Source organism: Serratia sp. PL17 (assembly GCF_017832355.1).
Taxonomy (GTDB): Bacteria; Pseudomonadota; Gammaproteobacteria; order Enterobacterales; family Enterobacteriaceae; genus Serratia.
The window spans coordinates 532,998-551,695 of record NZ_JAFIBY010000002.1 but is presented as its reverse complement, the minus strand read 5'-3'; the positions used below and the strand labels follow the sequence as shown (position 1 = coordinate 551,695).

Below are 18,698 nucleotides of genomic sequence, written 5' to 3'. Positions count from 1 at the left end.
TTAGACCAAACAAAAAAAGTGTTAATGCGACTTTTTCAGCACGACCCGTAGACTAAAGCGGTATAAATGGCAAGCAAGCTCCGTTTCCGGTAAACTTCGGCGGTTTTTGAGTCAATGAGGCCGTAATAATGGCAACCACGCTGTTTAAAGATTTTCAGTTTGAAGCCGCACATCGCCTGCCGAACGTAGCGGAGGGCCATAAGTGCGGCCGTCTGCACGGGCATTCGTTTATGGTGCGTCTGGAAGTGACCGGTGAAGTAGATGCTCACACCGGTTGGGTGATGGATTTCGCCGAGCTTAAAGCCGTGTTCTCCCCGATTTGGGAGCGCTTGGATCACCACTATCTGAACGATATTCCAGGATTGGAAAATCCCACCAGCGAAGTCCTAGCCGCCTGGATCTGGCAGCAGCTCAAACCCCAGTTGCCGGAACTGACTGCGGTGATGGTGAAAGAGACTTGTACCGCAGGATGCGTATATAAAGGCTGAGTTCCTTCATACTTGAAGTGGCATCGGTGTTGGCTGCGCTCACTCACCCGAATCACTGACCCATGTCAGCTCATCGGGCGTCGTTTGCTGTCTGCCTTGATGCCACTCCCATTATTTTGGAGATCGGGTTTAACCGTTCTTAAGCAATATTCAAATACTTATGCGTCTGCATCGACAAGCGCCAGTTGCGCGCTATACAGGTTTCAATGCACAGGCGCGTCGCCTCTTCCTTTTGACTGATCGGCTGTAACGCAATAATCCGCGGTTTTTCATCGTGCAGCGTTGCCAGCAGCGCATCCAGAGCTTCAATATCACGCTCGCGTCCCACTGGGTGCTTCACTTCATCAGCACGCTGCAAAGCCTGATCCAACACCTTCATGCCGCCGCGCATATTCACTTTGGGGGAAACCGTCACCCAGGTTTTCGCCGAGCATTGGATCTCATGGGTGCCGCTGGTTTCAATCTGGCAGCCGTAGCCGTTATCTTCCAGCAATTGGGTCAGCGGGACGAGATCGTAAATACAAGGCTCACCACCGGTGATCACTACATGGCGTGCGGTATAGCCCTGCTGGCGCATCACCCCCAGCAACTGTTCGGCACTGGCACTGCCCCAGGCGTCGCTTTCTTCGGTTTTTACCAAGATCCGCTGCATGTCGACTTCCCGATTGGCTTCCTTTTCCCAGGTATGTTTGGTGTCGCACCAGCTGCATCCTACCGGGCAGCCCTGCAGGCGAATGAAAATGGCCGGAACGCCGGTGAAAAAGCCTTCGCCCTGCAAGGTTTGGAACATTTCATTAATCGGGTACTGCATCGGTTTCTCAATCTGGAAAGGTAAAACGCGATTATCGCAGATTCCGGTCCGGCGACCAAACGGGCAAAATTGTATTAAATTTTATCCTCAGCAGCGCAAGCAGCATATCTCACCGGTTATGACCTTCATTTAATTCACTTACAGAGAAACCTTCACCGATCGGCGGTGTAAGCTGCTTCGCAAAAAACAACACCAATGCAACAAATAAGATAAATATATTTGACATAATGCGTTGACATGCAGATGTATATACAAGCAAACACAAGCCGGGCAACAGTTCCGGCAAGGTATTTATCACAATCACATCTGCGTTAAGAGGGTGCCATGGCTCATTCCACCGAGTTGAATATTCAGCAGGCCATCGACGACAGCAAATTCTCGCTGTTTCACTGGACCTTGATCATTTTGGGATTCCTGATTCTGGCCATTGATGGCTTTGACACTGCGGCAATGGGGTATATCGCCCCTTCGGTCGCCAAAGACTGGGGCATTGTGAAACAGGATCTCGGCCCCGTGCTCAGCGCCGCGCTGTTGGGTCTGTCCCTTGGCGCATTGGTTGCCGGCCCTATTTCAGATCGCATTGGTCGCAAACGCGTATTGGTGTTTTCTTGCCTGTTTTTCGGCCTGTCGAGCCTGGCGACTGCTTATGCCGGCTCACTCAATAGCCTGACGCTGTGGCGCTTTCTAACCGGCCTGGGGCTAGGTGCAGCCATGCCGAACGCCATCACACTGATTTCTGAATATGCACCGCAACGCTGCCGTTCATTGGCGATTAACACCATGTACTGCGGCTTCCCGCTGGGTGCTGCCGGTGGCGGTGCGATTTCATCATGGCTTATTCCAGCCTACGGCTGGCACAGCGTGCTACTTCTGGGGGCCATCGCGCCGTTGGTACTGACCCTGCTGCTGATTCTGTTCTTGCCGGAATCGGTGAAATACATGGTTAACCGCGGTAAGGATGTGGCAAAAATCAAACGCATCGCCCAACGCTTTGTCAGCCAGGATCTCGACAAGGTATCGCGTTTCTACCTGTATGAAGAGAAGCTGGCGCAGTCAAAAACCAGCGTCGGGCTGCTGTTCACCCGCCCTTATCTGACCGGTACGCTGATGCTGTGGCTGACCTACTTTATGGGCCTGGTGATTTATTACGTGCTACTGAGCTGGATGCCGATCCTGATGCAGGGGCTGGGTTATCAGTTGGAGCAGTCAGCAATCCTGACATCGCTGTTCACCTTCGGCGGTACCCTCGGCATTCTGGTCGCCGGCTGGCTAATGGATCGCTGGAACGCCCACAAAGTGGTGTCGAGCGGTTTTGTCATTACGGCCCTGTTGATTGTGGCAATGGCGACCGAAGACAGCCATATCGTGTTACTGGGTACCTTTATTTTCCTGATGGGTATCACCATGAATGGCGCACAGTCAGGCTTACAAACGCTGGCAGCTACTTTCTATCCGACCCACAGCCGCGCAACCGGCATTGCCTGGATGCAAGGCATTGGTCGCTTTGGCGGCGTGGCGGGTACCATGATGGGCGCGCAGCTACTGGCCATGCAGTGGGAAGTACAAAGTATTTTGATGTTCCTGTGCGTACCGGCGTTGATCGCAGCTATCGCCACAGTATTCAAAATGACCCGTCGAACGGTGTTACAACCTGCTGAAAAAACCGCATAAGGCTAAATCGATAGGGACGGGCATCTTCGCCCCTATTTAACTCATGGATTATGCGACAAGGCGCAGCATGCAGCGCCCCTGACACGAAACAAAAAAACCGGTTGCTAACGGCCTCACGCCCGCCATTTGGCGGGCTTTTTGCTTTCAGCGATAGGACTTTTTTATCGCTCGCCCTAACTTGTAATAGGTATGTAAAATTATTGTGATTTGACGCTCAAAATTGACCCATTTTTAATTCATTTTTGTTGAATAGCTCACTGTTCTTCCGTGCCTTCCTGATGAATTTACCCCCTACAAAATAAATATATTATTGATTAAAAACACAAATAACTTTCTCTTATGCCATTTTCGTCATCCACTGGTCGGTGTTGCATATGCTTGTACATACAAGTATATGTTAATAAAACCTACCCATTGTTATGGCGTGGTGATTTACCCCCACCGCACCATGGGATCTGCACCGATACTGTTTGAGGAAAATGCTGTGACTGCAAATAACAAAGTTCGCAATGTCGATGTACGCGCGCCACGCGGCACAAAATTAAATGCAAAAAGCTGGCTGACCGAAGCGCCGTTGCGCATGCTGATGAACAACCTCGATCCGGAAGTCGCGGAGAACCCACATGAGCTGGTGGTGTACGGCGGTATTGGCCGCGCCGCGCGTGACTGGGACTGCTACGACAAAATTGTCGCGACCCTGAAAACCCTGGAAGATGACGAAACACTGCTGGTGCAGTCCGGCAAACCCGTCGGGGTTTTCAAAACTCACAGCAACGCACCACGCGTGCTGATCGCCAACTCCAACCTGGTCCCACACTGGGCGACCTGGGAACACTTTAACGAACTGGACGCCAAGGGTCTGGCGATGTACGGCCAGATGACCGCAGGGAGCTGGATCTACATCGGTAGCCAAGGCATCGTACAAGGCACCTACGAGACCTTCGTAGAAGCAGGTCGCCAGCATTACGACGGCAGCCTGCAAGGCCGCTGGGTGCTGACTGCGGGTTTGGGCGGCATGGGCGGGGCACAACCGCTGGCGGCTACGCTGGCCGGAGCCTGTTCACTTAACATCGAATGCCAGCAGAGCCGCATCGATTTCCGTCTGAAAACGCGCTATGTCGATGAGCAAGCGACAGATCTGGACGACGCACTGGCCCGTATCAAAAAATACACAGCCGAAGGGAAAGCCATCTCCATCGCCTTGTGCGGTAACGCAGCCGACATTCTGCCGGAACTGGTACGCCGCGGCGTACGCCCGGATATGGTCACCGATCAGACCAGCGCCCACGATCCACTGAACGGCTATCTGCCAAAAGGCTGGAGCTGGGAAGAATATCGCCAGCGCGCACAGAGCGAACCCGCGCAGGTGGTCACCGCCGCCAAACAATCTATGGCTGAACATGTAGAAGCTATGCTGGCCTTCCAGAAAATGGGCGTGCCAACCTTCGACTACGGCAACAACATTCGCCAAATGGCGAAAGAAATGGGCGTCAACAACGCCTTCGATTTCCCGGGCTTCGTCCCCGCTTACATTCGCCCCCTGTTCTGTCGCGGCATTGGCCCATTCCGCTGGGCTGCGCTGTCAGGCGATCCACAGGACATCTACAAAACCGACGCGATGGTTAAAGAGTTGATCCCAGATGACGAGCACTTGCACCGCTGGCTGGATATGGCGCGTGAGCGTATCAGCTTCCAGGGCCTGCCGGCGCGTATTTGCTGGGTCGGTTTGGGCCAACGCGCCAAGCTGGGACTGGCTTTCAACGAGATGGTACGCAGCGGCGAGCTGTCAGCACCTATCGTGATTGGTCGTGACCATCTGGACTCTGGCTCCGTCGCCAGCCCGAACCGCGAAACAGAATCGATGAAAGACGGTTCAGACGCCGTATCTGACTGGCCATTGCTCAACGCCCTGTTGAACACTGCAAGCGGCGCAACCTGGGTTTCTCTGCACCATGGCGGCGGCGTTGGCATGGGCTTCTCACAGCATTCAGGTATGGTTATCGTTTGCGACGGCACCGATGAAGCTGCCGAACGTATCGCCCGAGTATTGCACAATGATCCCGCCACCGGCGTGATGCGTCATGCCGATGCCGGTTACGACATCGCCATTGAATGCGCCCGCGAGCAAGGTTTGAACCTGCCGATGGTAGCTGCGACTCAAGGAGACAAAGCATGAAAGCGCTAACGATCCGCCCTGGCCAACTGACACTGGCGCAATTGCGTGAAATTTATCAACACCCGGTAACCCTGACGCTGGACGACAATGCATACGCAGATATCCAGAAAAGCGTTGCCTGCGTTGAGCGCATTGTTGAGGAAAACCGTACCACATACGGTATTAACACCGGTTTTGGCCTGCTGGCATCCACCCGCATCGCCCGCGAAGACCTGGAAGATTTGCAGCGTTCGATCGTGTTGTCCCACGCCGCCGGCGTTGGTGCGCCCACCGACGACAATCTGGTGCGCCTGATCATGGTGCTGAAAATCAATAGCCTGTCGCGCGGCTTCTCTGGCATTCGTCTGGAAGTGATCCAGGCGTTGATGGCACTGGTCAATGCCGAAGTGTATCCGCATATCCCACTCAAAGGTTCCGTGGGCGCATCAGGCGACCTGGCACCCTTGGCACACATGAGTCTGGTGCTGTTGGGCGAAGGCAAGGCGCGTTATCAGGGCGAATGGCTACCTGCCTCTGAAGCGCTGGCTAAAGCGGGCCTGAAGCCGCTGACGCTGGCAGCAAAAGAAGGCCTGGCGCTGCTGAACGGTACTCAGGTCTCCGCTGCCTTTGCGCTGCGTGGCCTGTTTGACGTTGAAGATCTGTATGCCGCAGCGACTGTCACCGGCAGTCTGACGGTGGAAGCCGCGCTGGGCTCACGCAGCCCGTTTGATGCACGCATCCATGCCGTACGTGGGCAACGCGGCCAGATCGACGCCGCATCAGCCTACCGCCACTTGCTGGGCGAGCGCAGCGAAGTGTCTGATTCACACCGCAACTGTGAGAAAGTGCAGGATCCGTACTCCCTGCGCTGCCAGCCTCAGGTTATGGGCGCCTGCCTGACGCAAATTCGCCAGGCCGCCGAAGTGCTGGAAATCGAAGCCAATGCGGTGTCCGACAACCCACTTGTCTTTGCCGAACAGGGCGACGTGCTGTCCGGTGGCAACTTCCATGCCGAACCTGTCGCGATGGCCGCTGACAATCTGGCGCTGGCATTTGCCGAAATCGGCTCACTGTCCGAACGTCGCATTTCATTGATGATGGATAAACACATGTCACAACTGCCACCGTTCCTGGTGGACAACGGCGGTGTAAACTCCGGCTTTATGATTGCCCAAGTTACCGCCGCGGCGCTGACCAGCGAGAACAAAGCGCTGGCGCATCCGGCAAGCGTCGACAGTATCCCGACGTCTGCCAACCAGGAAGATCATGTGTCTATGGCGCCGGCGGCGGGCCGTCGCCTGTGGGAAATGGCAGATAACGTTCGCGGCATTCTGGCCGTTGAGTGGCTGGCTGCCTGTCAGGGGTTGGATCTGCGCAAAGGCTTGAAAACCAGCGAAAGTCTGGAACAGGCACGCCGCGTATTACGTGAGCAGGTCAGTTACTACGACAAGGACCGTTTCTTCGCCCCTGACATTGAAGCTGCCAGCCTGCTGTTGGCAGCCGGTCATCTGACCTCACTGATGCCTGCAGCACTGCTGCCTAGCCAAGCATAAATAAAACCTATCACGCAGTTTGTTCTGTCCCACCGGGTGCGTTCCACCCGGTGCGGATAGCGCGTGCCTGCTCTGCCGTAAAAACGTGACGGGAAGCAACATGCATAACGAAAAAACACAACTCAGACGCGGACTAAACGCGCGACATATCCGCTTTATGGCGCTCGGATCAGCCATCGGTACCGGCCTGTTCTACGGCTCTGCCGGGGCAATCCAACTGGCTGGCCCTGCTGTGCTACTGGCCTATCTGGTAGGCGGTGCAGCCGTATTTATGGTGATGCGCGCACTGGGTGAAATGGCGGTGCATCAACCGGTGTCCGGTTCATTCGGCCATTACGCCAGCCACTACCTTGGCCCGCTGGCCGGCTTCCTCACCGGCTGGACTTATACCTTCGAAATGGTGATCGTCGCTCTCGCGGACGTGACCGCCTTCGGCATCTATATGGGGCTGTGGTTCCCTGACGTCGCACAATGGGTCTGGGTGCTCAGCATTATCATGTTTATCGGCGCACTCAACCTATGCAGTGTGAAAGTGTTCGGCGAAATGGAGTTCTGGCTGTCGTTGATCAAGGTCGCAGCGATTGTGGCAATGATCGTCGGTGGTGCGGCGGTGATGCTGTTTGGCTTCGGTCAGACCCAGCATGCCACCGGCCTCAGTAACCTGTGGCAACACGGCGGCTTTATGCCTAACGGCATCGGCGGCGTGGTCGCATCGCTAGCGGTGGTGATGTTTGCCTTCGGCGGCATTGAAATCATCGGTATCACGGCCAGCGAGGCAAAAGACCCGGCGAAAGTGTTACCAAAGGCGATTAATGCCGTGCCGATTCGTATTCTGCTGTTCTATGTACTGACGCTGCTGGTACTGATGGCTATCTATCCGTGGAACAGCATCGGCCAAAACGGCAGCCCGTTTGTTGAGATCTTCAGCAATCTGGGTATTAGCTCTGCCGCCAACGTCCTGAACGTTGTGGTGATCACTGCCGCCATTTCCGCCATTAACAGCGATATCTTCGGCGCAGGCCGCATGATGTACGGCATGGCACAGGATGGCCAAGCACCAAAAAGTTTCTCTAAACTGACCTCCAGCGGCGTGCCTTGGATGACGGTGTTGGTGATGTCAATCGCCCTGCTGCTGGGTGTGGTACTCAACTACCTGATCCCAAAACAGGTATTTATGATCATCGCCTCCATCGCGACCTTCGCCACTGTCTGGGTATGGTTGATGATCCTGCTGTCGCAGATAGCCATGCGCCGCACATTGTCACCACAGGAGGTCAGTAAGCTGAGCTTCCCAGTGCCGTGGTGGCCAGTCGCCCCCGCGCTGGCGACGCTATTTATGCTGTTCGTCATCGGCCTGCTCGGCTACTTCGAAGACAGCCGCATTGCCCTGTACGTTGGGCTGGTGTGGGTGGCATTCCTTACTGTGGCTTACTGGTTGTGGGTGCGTAAAAAAGGCGGGGGTTCACCTGTCACTACTGCAACACAAAACACCTAAGTGCATGATGTCACCATGATAAAACCCGCATCAGCGGGTTTTATCATCAGATCAACGCCAAGGCCTGACGGATATCCGCCTGAAGATCATTAAGATCTTCCAGCCCAGCGGATAAACGTATCAGTCCGTCGCTAATATGATGGCGCTGACGCTCTTCGGGGTTGTAGGCCGAGTGGGTCATGCTGGCAGGATGCTGCGCCAGCGACTCACAATCCCCCAGGCTGACCGCACGCAAGATCAAACGCAGCGCATTGAGGAAGCGGATCCCCGCAGCCATACCGCCTTTTAATTCAAATGCCAGCATGCCGCCCGGCCGAGCCATTTGACGCTGTGCCAACTCATATTGGGGGAAATCCTCCAGACCGGGATAATAGACGCGCTCTACCGACGAATGCTGCATCAACATTTCCGCCAGCCATTGGGCGTTATCGCAATGGCGTTCCATACGCAGCGGCAGGGTTTTCAACCCGCGCAGCAGCAATGCGGCGTCCTGGGCCGACAACACTGCACCGTTCATGTCTTTGAGTCCGACTAAACGGATATCCTGCGCCAAATCTTGACGCGTCACCACCAGCCCGGCCAGCAGATCTCCGTGCCCGCCAATGTATTTTGTGGCCGAATGCACCACAATGTCCGCCCCCAATTCCAACGGCCGTTGCAGATACGGCGCGCAATAGGTGTTATCCACCAGTAACAGCGCCTTGTGGCGGTGAGCAATCTCAGCCACCGCGGTAATGTTGACCAAACGCATATTCGGGTTGGCTGGCGTTTCACAATACACCATGCGTGTGCGTGGACCTATCGCCGCCGCCAACCGCTCCGGACGGGTTAGGTCGACATGGGTGATTTTTACGCCGTAGCGCGCCAATCCATGATGAAAGTAGCTGAAGGTACAACCGTAAATGGTCTCATCGACTATCAGCTCATCACCCGGATTGAGCAGCGTCCAGCAGCAGGCGGTAATCGCCCCCCATACCGGAGGCAAACGCCACCGCCGCTTCCCCGCCTTCCAGATTGGCTATTCGCTGTTCCAGCAAGTTGAGGGTCGGGTTGGCGATGCGTGAATAAAAATACCCCGGCTCGCTGCCGTCAAAGCAAGAACCGCCATATTCTGCCGTCGGAAAGGAAAAGGTCGAGCTCATAAACACCGGAGGACAAAGTGCTCCCAGATACTGCTGAGGATCGTAACCGTGATGGATAGCGCGTGTTGCAAAGGCTTGCCTGAAGGTGGCAGACATAACAACTCCTTATCTGAGTGAATGAAAGCAATGACGCTTAGCGCGATCAAACATCCGTAGGCAGTGCACTGCTGCTTATACGCTGGCCGATGATTTGTAATGTGCGCAGCACCAGCAGCAGGCCCAGCAAAGTATCTGGCTGTCGCAACAAAGCGTACAGCGCACGAAAATTGACGGGTGACGGATCCAACTGCAACTCGGTATGCGCCATCTTAAGCGCCATTCCGCCCTCCCATCCCGCAGCGACCAAGCCTTCAAAGACGCCGGCCAATTTCTCCACCAGCGCATTATCGGCGATATCCACTAGATCAGACAGCAGCGACAGCAGGTCGACCGCGTTATCGAGCCGCCCACCGTCCAGCAACGGTTGCAACTTGTCCAGCAATGCTGCCAAGGGTTCATGTTCAGATGCGTTCATAGGCCCTCCGTTATATCAGTCCGCGTACCGTCGCCCAGTAGAGCCCGCGATTAAAGCCATTGCGCAGCATGCCGCCCACTTTGGTTGAGGGTGTCGGCAGCACATCGTGCCGATAGTCGTAAACTAGCGGCATCCCGGCCTGCAGCCCCATTTGGGCAATGGCCTGCACTTTGCCGTCGTAGTGGCTGACTGTCTGGCCCAGTCTCAGTTCCGCCACGATATTGTCGGCAATGACGGGAGCCTGATTGTGGCAGGAACCTCCGGCCTTGCTAACCGGCAGATCTACCGTATCGCCGATGACATAAACCCCCTGCTGACCATAGACCTGCAGCGTTTGGTGATCGGTCGGCAACCAGCCCTCTCCATTGTTACCTTCACTCAGGCCAGTATTGCGCACCGCTTCTACTGCGCGGATGGGTGGGGTAGCCATCAAAATATCGAACGGCTGCTGCTCACCCTCTGCGGAATAAGCGATTTTCTGCTGTGCATCTACGTGACTAAGAGTAAACCCGCGCTGATGGCGGATATCGCGCGCCGCGAAGATACCGGGCAAAGCCTCTGCCGTTGGACGCTGCAGAAACAGGCAGTTACGCAGCAACTGTGAGACGCTGGGATAGGTATAAACAATCTCAACCGCCTTGCGTACTCCTCGCCGACGTAGGTAATCATCAAGCATCAGGGTGGTTTCTATCGGTGCAATACCGCATTGGTGCGGCACATTGGGCGTTTCGGGGAAAGAAACTGTGATAAAAATCCGCCCTTTTTCAATGCTCGACAGTTTTTGTGCCAACTGCCGGGCGGCCTGATACTGGTAAAAATGATCCCCTGCCTGCGCCAGCCCCTCGATACGCTCCGGCCAAGGCACACAACCAGTAGCAAAAACCAAAAAATCATACGGGTACTGTTTGTCGCTACGGGTATGAATCACGCGCTGAGATAAATCAAACCGCTCCGCTTTATCAACAATAAACTTAATTTCCGGGCACAGCAGGCTCTGCTGAGAACGGATTAATTCCTGTTTAAAAAAAGCGTTGAAGGCCACATACATAAAAGCGGGCTTATAATAATGGACGGGAGAGTCCGAGATCATTAATAACTCGACTTTATTATTCAAGATCTCCCGGTGTAATTTAACAGCCAATAAATTGGCCAATATGGTCCCTCCGGTACCGCCACCAACAATCACTATTCTTTTTCGCATCAAGCCCTCGCCTAGCCGGCTTACGGGTCGGCAATCTTATGGGGAAACGAACGGAGGCAGGAATACGGGTTTTATTTTCCTGCCTTATTGGCAGTCTAGTAACGAAAGGATATAAAGCAATGAAAAATGGAATATATAAATAGGAATTTTATTACTATAATTAATACATCAAGTTATAAAACAATAAATAGATATTAATTTATAAACAATAAATAACTCACTATCACTCATGTAAATAATAAGTGATAAAAAAAACCCGCCGTAGCGGGTTTTTTATTTAGCAACGAACCAAACCGTAATTACTGACCTTTAACTTCTTTCAGGCCATTGAACGGCGCGCGTGAACCCAGCGCTTCTTCGATACGGATCAGTTGGTTGTATTTAGCAACGCGGTCAGAACGGCTCATAGAACCGGTCTTGATCTGGCCAGCCGCAGTACCAACCGCCAGGTCAGCGATGGTTGCGTCTTCAGTTTCACCTGAACGGTGAGAGATCACCGCGGTGTAACCTGCGTCTTTAGCCATCTTGATAGCAGCCAGAGTTTCGGTCAGGGAACCGATCTGGTTGAATTTGATCAGGATGGAGTTAGCGATGCCTTTCTCGATGCCTTCTTTCAGGATCTTGGTGTTGGTTACGAACAGATCGTCACCAACCAGCTGGATTTTGTCGCCCAGCACTTTGGTCTGGTATGCGAAACCATCCCAGTCAGATTCGTCCAGGCCGTCTTCGATAGACACGATTGGATATTGCTTGGTCAGGTCTTCCAGGAAGTGAGTGAACTCTTCGGAAGTGAAGGCTTTGTTGCCTTCGCCAGCCAGCACATATTTGCCGTCTTTGTAGAACTCAGAGGCTGCACAGTCCATCGCCAGGGTAACGTCTTTACCCAGTTCGTAGCCTGCCGCTTTTACCGCTTCAGCGATAACAGCCAGCGCTTCGGCATTAGAACCCAGGTTTGGCGCATAGCCGCCTTCGTCGCCTACTGCAGTGTTCATGCCTTTGGCTTTCAGTACTTTCGCCAGGTGATGGAACACTTCAGAACCGATACGTACCGCTTCTTTCAGGGTTTTCGCGCCAACCGGCTGAATCATGAATTCCTGAATGTCGACGTTGTTGTCAGCGTGCTCGCCGCCGTTGATGATGTTCATCATAGGCAGTGGCATAGAGAATTTGCCTGGGGTGCCGTTCAGCTCAGCGATGTGCTCATACAGTGGCATACCTTTGGAAGCCGCAGCCGCTTTAGCCGCAGCCAGGGAAACCGCCAGAATGGCGTTAGCACCGAATTGGGATTTGTTTTCAGTGCCGTCCAGGTCGATCATGATTTTATCGATGTTAGCCTGGTCTTTGGCGTCTTTACCCAGTACTGCCTGAGCAATCGGGCCATTTACTGCAGCAACGGCTTTCAGTACGCCTTTACCCAGGAAACGAGACTTGTCACCGTCACGCAGTTCCAGTGCTTCACGGGAACCGGTAGAAGCACCTGACGGCGCAGCAGCCAGACCTACGAAACCGCCTTCCAGATGCACTTCGGCTTCAACAGTCGGGTTACCGCGGGAGTCGATGATTTCACGACCGATGACTTTAACGATTTTGGACATTAGGTTTTCCTCAGTACAAGTTAAACTAAAACTCCAGACAAACAGCGCGCGGTATACCCTTCATACTTGAAGCTGCATCGGTGTTGGCTACGTTCATTCACCCGAATCACTCACTTGTGTCAGTGATTCGGGATTCACTCTCTTGCCACCTTGATGCAACGCCAATTATTTTGGGTAGACATGCCGCGCGCCGCCTACCAAATATTTTATTTCACCTGGCGCTTCTGATACTCACCAGCGGCCTTCACAAAGCCGGCGAACAACGGATGACCATCACGCGGCGTCGAAGTAAATTCCGGGTGGAACTGACAAGCGACGAACCATGGATGATTCGGCAGTTCGATAATCTCAACCAGCTTGTTGTCTGCAGAACGGCCGGCAACCAACAGCCCGGCGGCTTCGATTTGCTTCAACAGCATGTTGTTAACTTCATAACGGTGACGATGGCGTTCAACAATGGTTGGCTCGCCGTACATCTGGCGTACCAGGCTGTTGTCGGTCAGGTGGCATTGCTGACCACCGACACGCATCGTGCCACCCAAATCGCTTTCTTCAGTACGCACTTCGACGTTGCCGTCTTCATCACGCCACTCGGTGATCAACGCCACCACCGGATACTTACAGTCTGGCACAAACTCGGTTGAGTTGGCGTTCTCCATACCCACAACATTGCGGGCGAACTCCATCAGTGCCACTTGCATACCCAGACAGATGCCCAGGTAAGGGATGTTGTTCTCACGCGCATAACGCGCGGTCATCACCTTGCCTTCCACACCACGGTAACCGAAACCACCTGGGATCAGGATAGCATCCAGACCTTTCAGCACTTCTACGCCGCGGGTTTCAACATCCTGCGAATCGATCAGCTTGATGTTCACAGTCAGACGATTTTTCAGGCCACCGTGTTTCAGGGCTTCAATCACCGACTTATAGGCATCTGGCAGTTCGACATATTTGCCGACCATACCAATGGTCACTTCGCCGCCTGGATTGGCTTCTTCGTAAATAACCTGTTCCCATTCGGCCAGGTTCGCTTCCGGCGCGTTGAGGCTGAATCGTTTACAAATATAATCATCAAGACCCTGAGATTTCAAGAGGCCTGGGATTTTATAAATAGAATCAACGTCTTTCAGGGAGATAACGGCTTTTTCCGGCACGTTACAGAAAAGTGCAATTTTTGCACGTTCATTAGCAGGAACTGCGCGATCGGAACGGCAAATCAGCACATCAGGCTGAATACCGATGGAAAGCAGCTCTTTTACGGAATGCTGAGTCGGTTTGGTTTTCACTTCACCGGCAGCAGCCATATACGGCACCAGCGTCAGGTGCATGTACAGCGTGTGTTCACGGCCCACTTCCACAGCCATCTGACGAATGGCTTCCAGGAATGGCAGCGATTCGATATCGCCCACGGTACCGCCGATTTCCACCAACACCACGTCATGGCCTTCGCCACCTTCGAGGATGCGTTCTTTGATCGCGTTGGTGATATGCGGAATAACCTGCACGGTTGCACCCAGATAATCGCCACGGCGTTCTTTGCGCAGAACGTCGGAGTAAATGCGACCCGTGGTGAAGTTGTTGCGGCGCGACATTTTGGTACGGATGTAGCGCTCGTAGTGACCCAAATCCAGATCGGTTTCTGCGCCGTCTTCGGTGACGAAAACTTCCCCATGCTGAATCGGGCTCATGGTGCCCGGATCCACGTTGATGTACGGGTCCAGTTTCATGATGGTAACGTTGAGGCCACGGGCTTCAAGAATAGCCGCCAGAGAGGCTGCGGCAATGCCTTTACCCAGAGAGGATACGACCCCGCCGGTCACAAAAATATAATTAGTTGTCATGCTGAACCTGAGAGTTTAGGTTTAAAGACGATGGAAGAACCAAGACGGGAAAGTAGTATACCCGAACCTCTTCAGACCTACAAACGATCGTTTTACTGTCCATCATCTCTGTCACCATCAGGAGTTCATCCGGGTTTAATCTATCAGCCCACGATCAGCTGCCTTTTTAAAACAATGAGTTAGCATGGAAAAATTCATTTTAACGCCCTTTCACAACAATAAAACGCCTTAGAATTCAGTTTATTGGCGTTTTATTGCTGGTACGTCATGGTTCAGCATAGTATGACACAAAGCTTAACCGTTTCAGCTTGAATGAACCTTATCGCCGATCAACATTGCGATAATCATAGGACAGCACTGTTGTGGATTAGTTTTCCTGACGTTTAACCTGCTGCCACGCCTCTTCCATTTGCTCCAGCGTCGCTTCACCCATTTCCAGCCCGCGCTGTTTAACGATCTCTTCTACCTGACGGAAACGGCGCTCGAACTTGCGATTGGCCGCCTGCAGTGCGTTTTCGGCCTTGTGACCAAGATGGCGTGATAAATTCACCGTGGCGAATAACAGGTCGCCGATTTCTTCTTCCAGCTTCTGTTCATCGACCACTGCCTGCTGGGCTTCATGCATCACTTCGTCGATCTCTTCGTATACTTTGTCCAGCACCGGGCCAATCGTATGCCAGTCGAACCCAACCGCGGCGCAGCGCTTTTGAATTTTATGCGCTTTCATCAACGCAGGCAGCGCCTGCGGAATATCATCCAGCGCCGAATGCAGCTCTTTCTCGGCACGTTCACCGGCCTTCAACAGCTCCCAGCGCGCCGCAACGGCTTCGCTATCCTGTGCATCAGCCTCGCCAAAGATATGCGGATGGCGGCGTTCCAGCTTGTCGCTGATGGCATTGCATACCTCATCGAAGTCAAACAGCCCCTGCTCCTGGCCCATTTGGGCGTAAAACACCACCTGGAATAGCAGGTCGCCCAGTTCGTCACGCAGATCGCTATAGTCCTGACGCTCAATGGCATCCAGCACTTCGTAAGTTTCTTCCAGCGTGTAAGGGGCAATGGTGGCGAAGGTTTGCTTGCGGTCCCATGGGCAGCCGGCCTGCGGATCGCGCAGCGTTTTCATGATGTTCAGCAAGCGTTGCAACGGAGAAGATTGGGTCATATTGGCATCTCTGGAAAAAGGACGGGCACGAGCATGCAAGGGCGCTGCATTCTCGTGCCCGAGTCAATCGGGGCGAACATATTCGCCCCTACAATAACGGAGGCCAAGGAGCTTGGCCAACAACGATGCGGCGCGAAAGACGCAGGGGATTTAGCTGCCGTGCAGGCGTTTGGCGTCTATCACGTCCGGCAGCTGATTGAGCTTTGCAAGCACCCGGCCCAGCACCTGCTGGTTGTAAATCTCGATGTCCATGTCGATGGTTGCCAACTGCTTTTTGGTGTCGCTCCGGCTGGCTACGCCCAGTACGTTAACCTTTTCGTTGGCCAAAATGGTGGTGATATCACGCAATAAACCGCTGCGATCGTTAGCCATCACGCGCACCACCAGCGAGTAACCGCTGGAGTAGCTTTCCCCCCACACCGCATCCACAATACGTTCTGGCGCGTGCGATTGCAGATCAACCAGTTGATCACAGTCCGCTCGGTGAATGGATATGCCGCGCCCCTGGGTGATAAAACCGACAATATCGTCACCCGGGATCGGCTGGCAACAGCGGGCAATGTGGTGCATCAGGTTGCCGACCCCTTCTACCACTACCCGGCCATTGTCTTTGCTGCGCGTCGCTGGCGGGGCTTTATGCTGAACCAACTGACGCAGCGCTTCGCGATCCTGTTCCTCAGCACTTGGCTTGTTGAACTTGCCTTGCAGGAAGTTCACCATCTGATTCAGGCGAATATCTCCACCGCCAATCGCCGCCAAGATTTCATCCAGTGAATTCATGTTGTAACGCGGGATCAGCAGCTTCTCGGCCTCTTTCAGGCTGATACCCAGGTGCTCCAGCTCGCTGTCCAGCATCTGGCGACCAGCCAAAATATTCTTGTCGCGATCCTGCTTACGGAACCAGTTGTGGATCTTGGAGCGTCCGCGGCTGGTTGTGACGTAACCCAGGTTAGGGTTCAGCCAGTCACGGCTTGGGTTTGGTTGCTTCTGAGTGATGATTTCAATCTGATCACCCATCCGTAACTGATAGGTGAACGGCACGATACGGCCACCTATTTTGGCACCGATACAACGGTGGCCGACATCACTGTGAATATGGTAAGCAAAGTCGAGCGGTGTGGAACCGGCTGGCAGATCCACCACATCGCCTTTCGGGGTAAACACATAAACCCGATCGTCGAACACCTGGCTGCGCACTTCGTCGAGCATCTCGCCGGAGTCCGCCATCTCTTCCTGCCAGGCGATCAGTTTCCGCAACCAGGCAATGCGCTCCTCATAACCGGAACGTACCGTCGCGACCGCGCCTTCTTTGTATTTCCAGTGTGCGGCCACGCCCAGTTCAGCATCTTCATGCATCTGACGGGTACGGATCTGGATCTCAAGCGTCTTGCCGCGTGGCCCCAGGACCACGGTGTGGATCGATTGATAGCCGTTGGGTTTCGGGTTTGCCACATAGTCGTCGAACTCATCCGGCAAATGGCGGAAATGGGTATGTACAATCCCCAAGGCCGCATAACAGTCCTGTAAACGTTCGACCACCACGCGCACTGCGCGCACATCAAACAGCTCGTCAAACGCCAGCGCTTTTTTCTGCATCTTGCGCCAGATGCTGTAAATATGTTTTGGTCGACCGTAAATGTCCGCCTTAACGCCTTCGTCGCCCATCGCACTGCGCAGCGAAGCCACAAAGTCATCAATAAACTGTTCGCGATCGATACGGCGTTCATGCAGCAGCTTGGCGATGCGTTTGTATTCGTCCGGGTGCAAGTAGCGGAAGCAGAAATCTTCCAGTTCCCATTTCAGTTGCCCGATACCAAGCCGATTGGCCAGAGGAGCGTAGATATTCGAACACTCTTTGGCTGCCAGCACGCGTTCGTCTTCCGGCGCGTCTTTCACTTCTCGCAGGTGGGCGATACGCTCCGCCAGCTTGATCACCACGCAGCGGAAATCCTCCACCATCGCCAATAACATGCGACGCACGTTATCGACCTGCTCGGAGGCCATCGAGTCGTTTTGGGTAGCTTTCAACTGGCGAATAGCGTCCATATCGCGTACGCCATGTACCAGATAGGTAATACCCTTACCGAACTCTTCGGTCAGGGTATCTTCTTGAACAATGCCGGCATCCACCAACGGGAACAGCAGCGCGGCGCGCATGCTGTCGTTGTCCATGCTCAGAGTCGACAGTATTTCAACCATTTCCAACCCGCGCCACAGTAACAGTGACGAGTTAGGATGGTTCTGGGTTTGTTGCTCACAGTAGCGCCAGGTTGCGGCTAATCGCTCACATGACTGCGGGTTAGGTAGCCCCAAGCTGGCAATCCACTCGTCGAGAGCAAATTCACCAGCCGTGTTCAGATGTGCACTTCTTACCGCAACCATAACCTCTCCCTACTTTGCAGCGACCTCTGGCGCAGAACCGTTAATAAACAGCGCCATTGACTCAAGATGCCCCGTATGCGGAAACCTATCCAACATCCGCACACGCGCAAGACGATAACCGGCGCTCAGCAGCCAGTGCTGTCGCATGCCCGCACAGTAAGGATACAGAAAACGTAAACCTCCCGCTCTGGCGCCAGTTTTACAATATGTGACATCATGCTGACCGCACCCGCACGGGCCAGTTCCAGCATCACCTTATAAAATCCTTGTGCTGCCCAAGGTTGCTGCTCAATGTCTTCGTCCCCATTATCGAGGAAGAAGCAGGCGTTACTCAGCCTTTTCTTATGTGCATTATATTGCCCATTCGCTACCGGTGTGGCAACACCTTCTATGCCCACCACAGCAGCGCATCACGCCAGCGGCAGGATAAAATTGCCCATGCCGCAGGGACAGATCCAATACACGATCATTGGGTTGAATCCTGAGCCATTCAAGGGCCCGCCCCCCCTTTACCGATTTACGCTGTTATTTTCCTGAAGAAAGTCACGCAGACCGAAGTCTAAGCGTAGTCCGTCGACCTGATCATACGGCACTTCTCTGCACGGTTTTTCGCGCTGGCGACGAAATAAATTGCACCATATTTGTCGATTGAGTGCCGGTTCATTTAAAGTAGGCTGTGTTCGGC

The 18,698-nt window shown here is 53.8% G+C and carries 12 protein-coding genes and 2 pseudogenes; 5 read left to right on the top strand and 9 right to left on the bottom strand.

What is annotated here, in order from left to right; translation table 11 throughout:
- Positions 1-128 precede the first annotated feature (128 nt).
- Positions 129-488: a 6-carboxytetrahydropterin synthase QueD gene (queD, locus tag JOE25_RS11260; RefSeq protein ID WP_209635163.1), complete on the top strand. Its 360-nt coding sequence runs from the start codon at positions 129-131 to the stop codon at positions 486-488.
- Between the two features lie 139 nt (positions 489-627).
- On the opposite strand, the gene queE is transcribed toward queD, so the two are convergent.
- Positions 628-1,299, bottom strand: a complete 672-nt coding sequence (gene queE / locus JOE25_RS11255) for a 7-carboxy-7-deazaguanine synthase QueE (protein WP_209635162.1) — start codon at positions 1,297-1,299, stop codon at positions 628-630.
- 324 nt (positions 1,300-1,623) lie between these two features.
- On the opposite strand from queE, the gene JOE25_RS11250 reads away from it, so the two are divergent.
- The 4 genes from JOE25_RS11250 (at position 1,624) to JOE25_RS11235 (ending at position 8,173) form a co-directional block, all read left to right on the top strand.
- Positions 1,624-2,970, top strand: a complete 1,347-nt coding sequence (locus JOE25_RS11250) for an aromatic acid/H+ symport family MFS transporter (protein WP_209635160.1) — start codon at positions 1,624-1,626, stop codon at positions 2,968-2,970.
- A gap of 484 nt (positions 2,971-3,454) precedes the next feature.
- Complete coding sequence (gene hutU, locus JOE25_RS11245) at positions 3,455-5,146, top strand: urocanate hydratase (RefSeq protein ID WP_037424785.1); 1,692 nt, start codon at positions 3,455-3,457, stop codon at positions 5,144-5,146.
- Positions 5,143-6,678 carry a histidine ammonia-lyase gene (hutH, locus tag JOE25_RS11240; RefSeq protein WP_209635157.1) on the top strand — a complete coding sequence of 512 codons (1,536 nt, stop codon included), beginning with the start codon at positions 5,143-5,145 and terminating at the stop codon, positions 6,676-6,678. Before hutU ends, hutH begins: the two co-directional genes overlap by 4 nt.
- A gap of 100 nt (positions 6,679-6,778) precedes the next feature.
- Positions 6,779-8,173, top strand: coding sequence for an amino acid permease (locus JOE25_RS11235; protein ID WP_209635155.1), 1,395 nt, complete (start codon positions 6,779-6,781; stop codon positions 8,171-8,173).
- A 46-nt stretch (positions 8,174-8,219) separates the two neighbouring features.
- Here the strand turns inward: JOE25_RS11235 and JOE25_RS11230 are convergent.
- The 8 genes and pseudogenes from JOE25_RS11230 to rumA all read right to left on the bottom strand — a co-directional run.
- Positions 8,220-9,411, bottom strand: a pseudogene (locus tag JOE25_RS11230) (methionine gamma-lyase).
- Positions 9,412-9,457: 46 nt separating this feature from the next.
- On the bottom strand, positions 9,458-9,829 hold the full coding sequence (locus JOE25_RS11225) for a hypothetical protein (protein ID WP_209635153.1): 372 nt from the start codon (positions 9,827-9,829) through the stop codon (positions 9,458-9,460).
- Between the two features lie 10 nt (positions 9,830-9,839).
- Positions 9,840-11,030 carry an FAD/NAD(P)-binding oxidoreductase gene (locus JOE25_RS11220; RefSeq protein ID WP_209635152.1) on the bottom strand — a complete coding sequence of 397 codons (1,191 nt, stop codon included), beginning with the start codon at positions 11,028-11,030 and terminating at the stop codon, positions 9,840-9,842.
- A 299-nt stretch (positions 11,031-11,329) separates the two neighbouring features.
- Positions 11,330-12,625 (bottom strand): phosphopyruvate hydratase, encoded by a 1,296-nt coding sequence (gene eno / locus JOE25_RS11215; protein ID WP_209635150.1) that lies wholly within the window; start codon positions 12,623-12,625, stop codon positions 11,330-11,332.
- 206 nt (positions 12,626-12,831) lie between these two features.
- Positions 12,832-14,469, bottom strand: a complete 1,638-nt coding sequence (pyrG, locus tag JOE25_RS11210) for a glutamine hydrolyzing CTP synthase (RefSeq protein WP_209635148.1) — start codon at positions 14,467-14,469, stop codon at positions 12,832-12,834.
- 367 nt (positions 14,470-14,836) lie between these two features.
- The gene (gene mazG, locus JOE25_RS11205) at positions 14,837-15,631 is read right to left on the bottom strand and encodes a nucleoside triphosphate pyrophosphohydrolase (RefSeq protein WP_209635146.1); all 795 of its coding nucleotides are present in this window, start codon (positions 15,629-15,631) and stop codon (positions 14,837-14,839) included.
- A 150-nt stretch (positions 15,632-15,781) separates the two neighbouring features.
- The gene (relA, locus tag JOE25_RS11200) at positions 15,782-18,013 is read right to left on the bottom strand and encodes a GTP diphosphokinase (protein ID WP_209635144.1); all 2,232 of its coding nucleotides are present in this window, start codon (positions 18,011-18,013) and stop codon (positions 15,782-15,784) included.
- Between the two features lie 9 nt (positions 18,014-18,022).
- Positions 18,023-18,609, bottom strand: a pseudogene (rumA, locus tag JOE25_RS11195) (23S rRNA (uracil(1939)-C(5))-methyltransferase RlmD); the annotation flags it as partial.
- Positions 18,610-18,698: the final 89 nt, after the last annotated feature.

Bases quoted from the DNA above. Each gene is read 5' to 3' on its own strand.
- queD (WP_209635163.1), top strand. From the start codon at position 129: ATGGCAACCACGCTGTTTAAAGATTTTCAGTTTGAAGCCGCACATCGC.
- queE (WP_209635162.1), bottom strand. From the start codon at position 1,299: ATGCAGTACCCGATTAATGAAATGTTCCAAACCTTGCAGGGCGAAGGC.
- JOE25_RS11250 (WP_209635160.1), top strand. From the start codon at position 1,624: ATGGCTCATTCCACCGAGTTGAATATTCAGCAGGCCATCGACGACAGC.
- hutH (WP_209635157.1), top strand. From the start codon at position 5,143: ATGAAAGCGCTAACGATCCGCCCTGGCCAACTGACACTGGCGCAATTG.
- JOE25_RS11235 (WP_209635155.1), top strand. From the start codon at position 6,779: ATGCATAACGAAAAAACACAACTCAGACGCGGACTAAACGCGCGACAT.
- JOE25_RS11225 (WP_209635153.1), bottom strand. From the start codon at position 9,829: ATGAACGCATCTGAACATGAACCCTTGGCAGCATTGCTGGACAAGTTG.
- JOE25_RS11220 (WP_209635152.1), bottom strand. From the start codon at position 11,030: ATGCGAAAAAGAATAGTGATTGTTGGTGGCGGTACCGGAGGGACCATA.
- eno (WP_209635150.1), bottom strand. From the start codon at position 12,625: ATGTCCAAAATCGTTAAAGTCATCGGTCGTGAAATCATCGACTCCCGC.
- pyrG (WP_209635148.1), bottom strand. From the start codon at position 14,469: ATGACAACTAATTATATTTTTGTGACCGGCGGGGTCGTATCCTCTCTG.
- mazG (WP_209635146.1), bottom strand. From the start codon at position 15,631: ATGACCCAATCTTCTCCGTTGCAACGCTTGCTGAACATCATGAAAACG.
- relA (WP_209635144.1), bottom strand. From the start codon at position 18,013: ATGGTTGCGGTAAGAAGTGCACATCTGAACACGGCTGGTGAATTTGCT.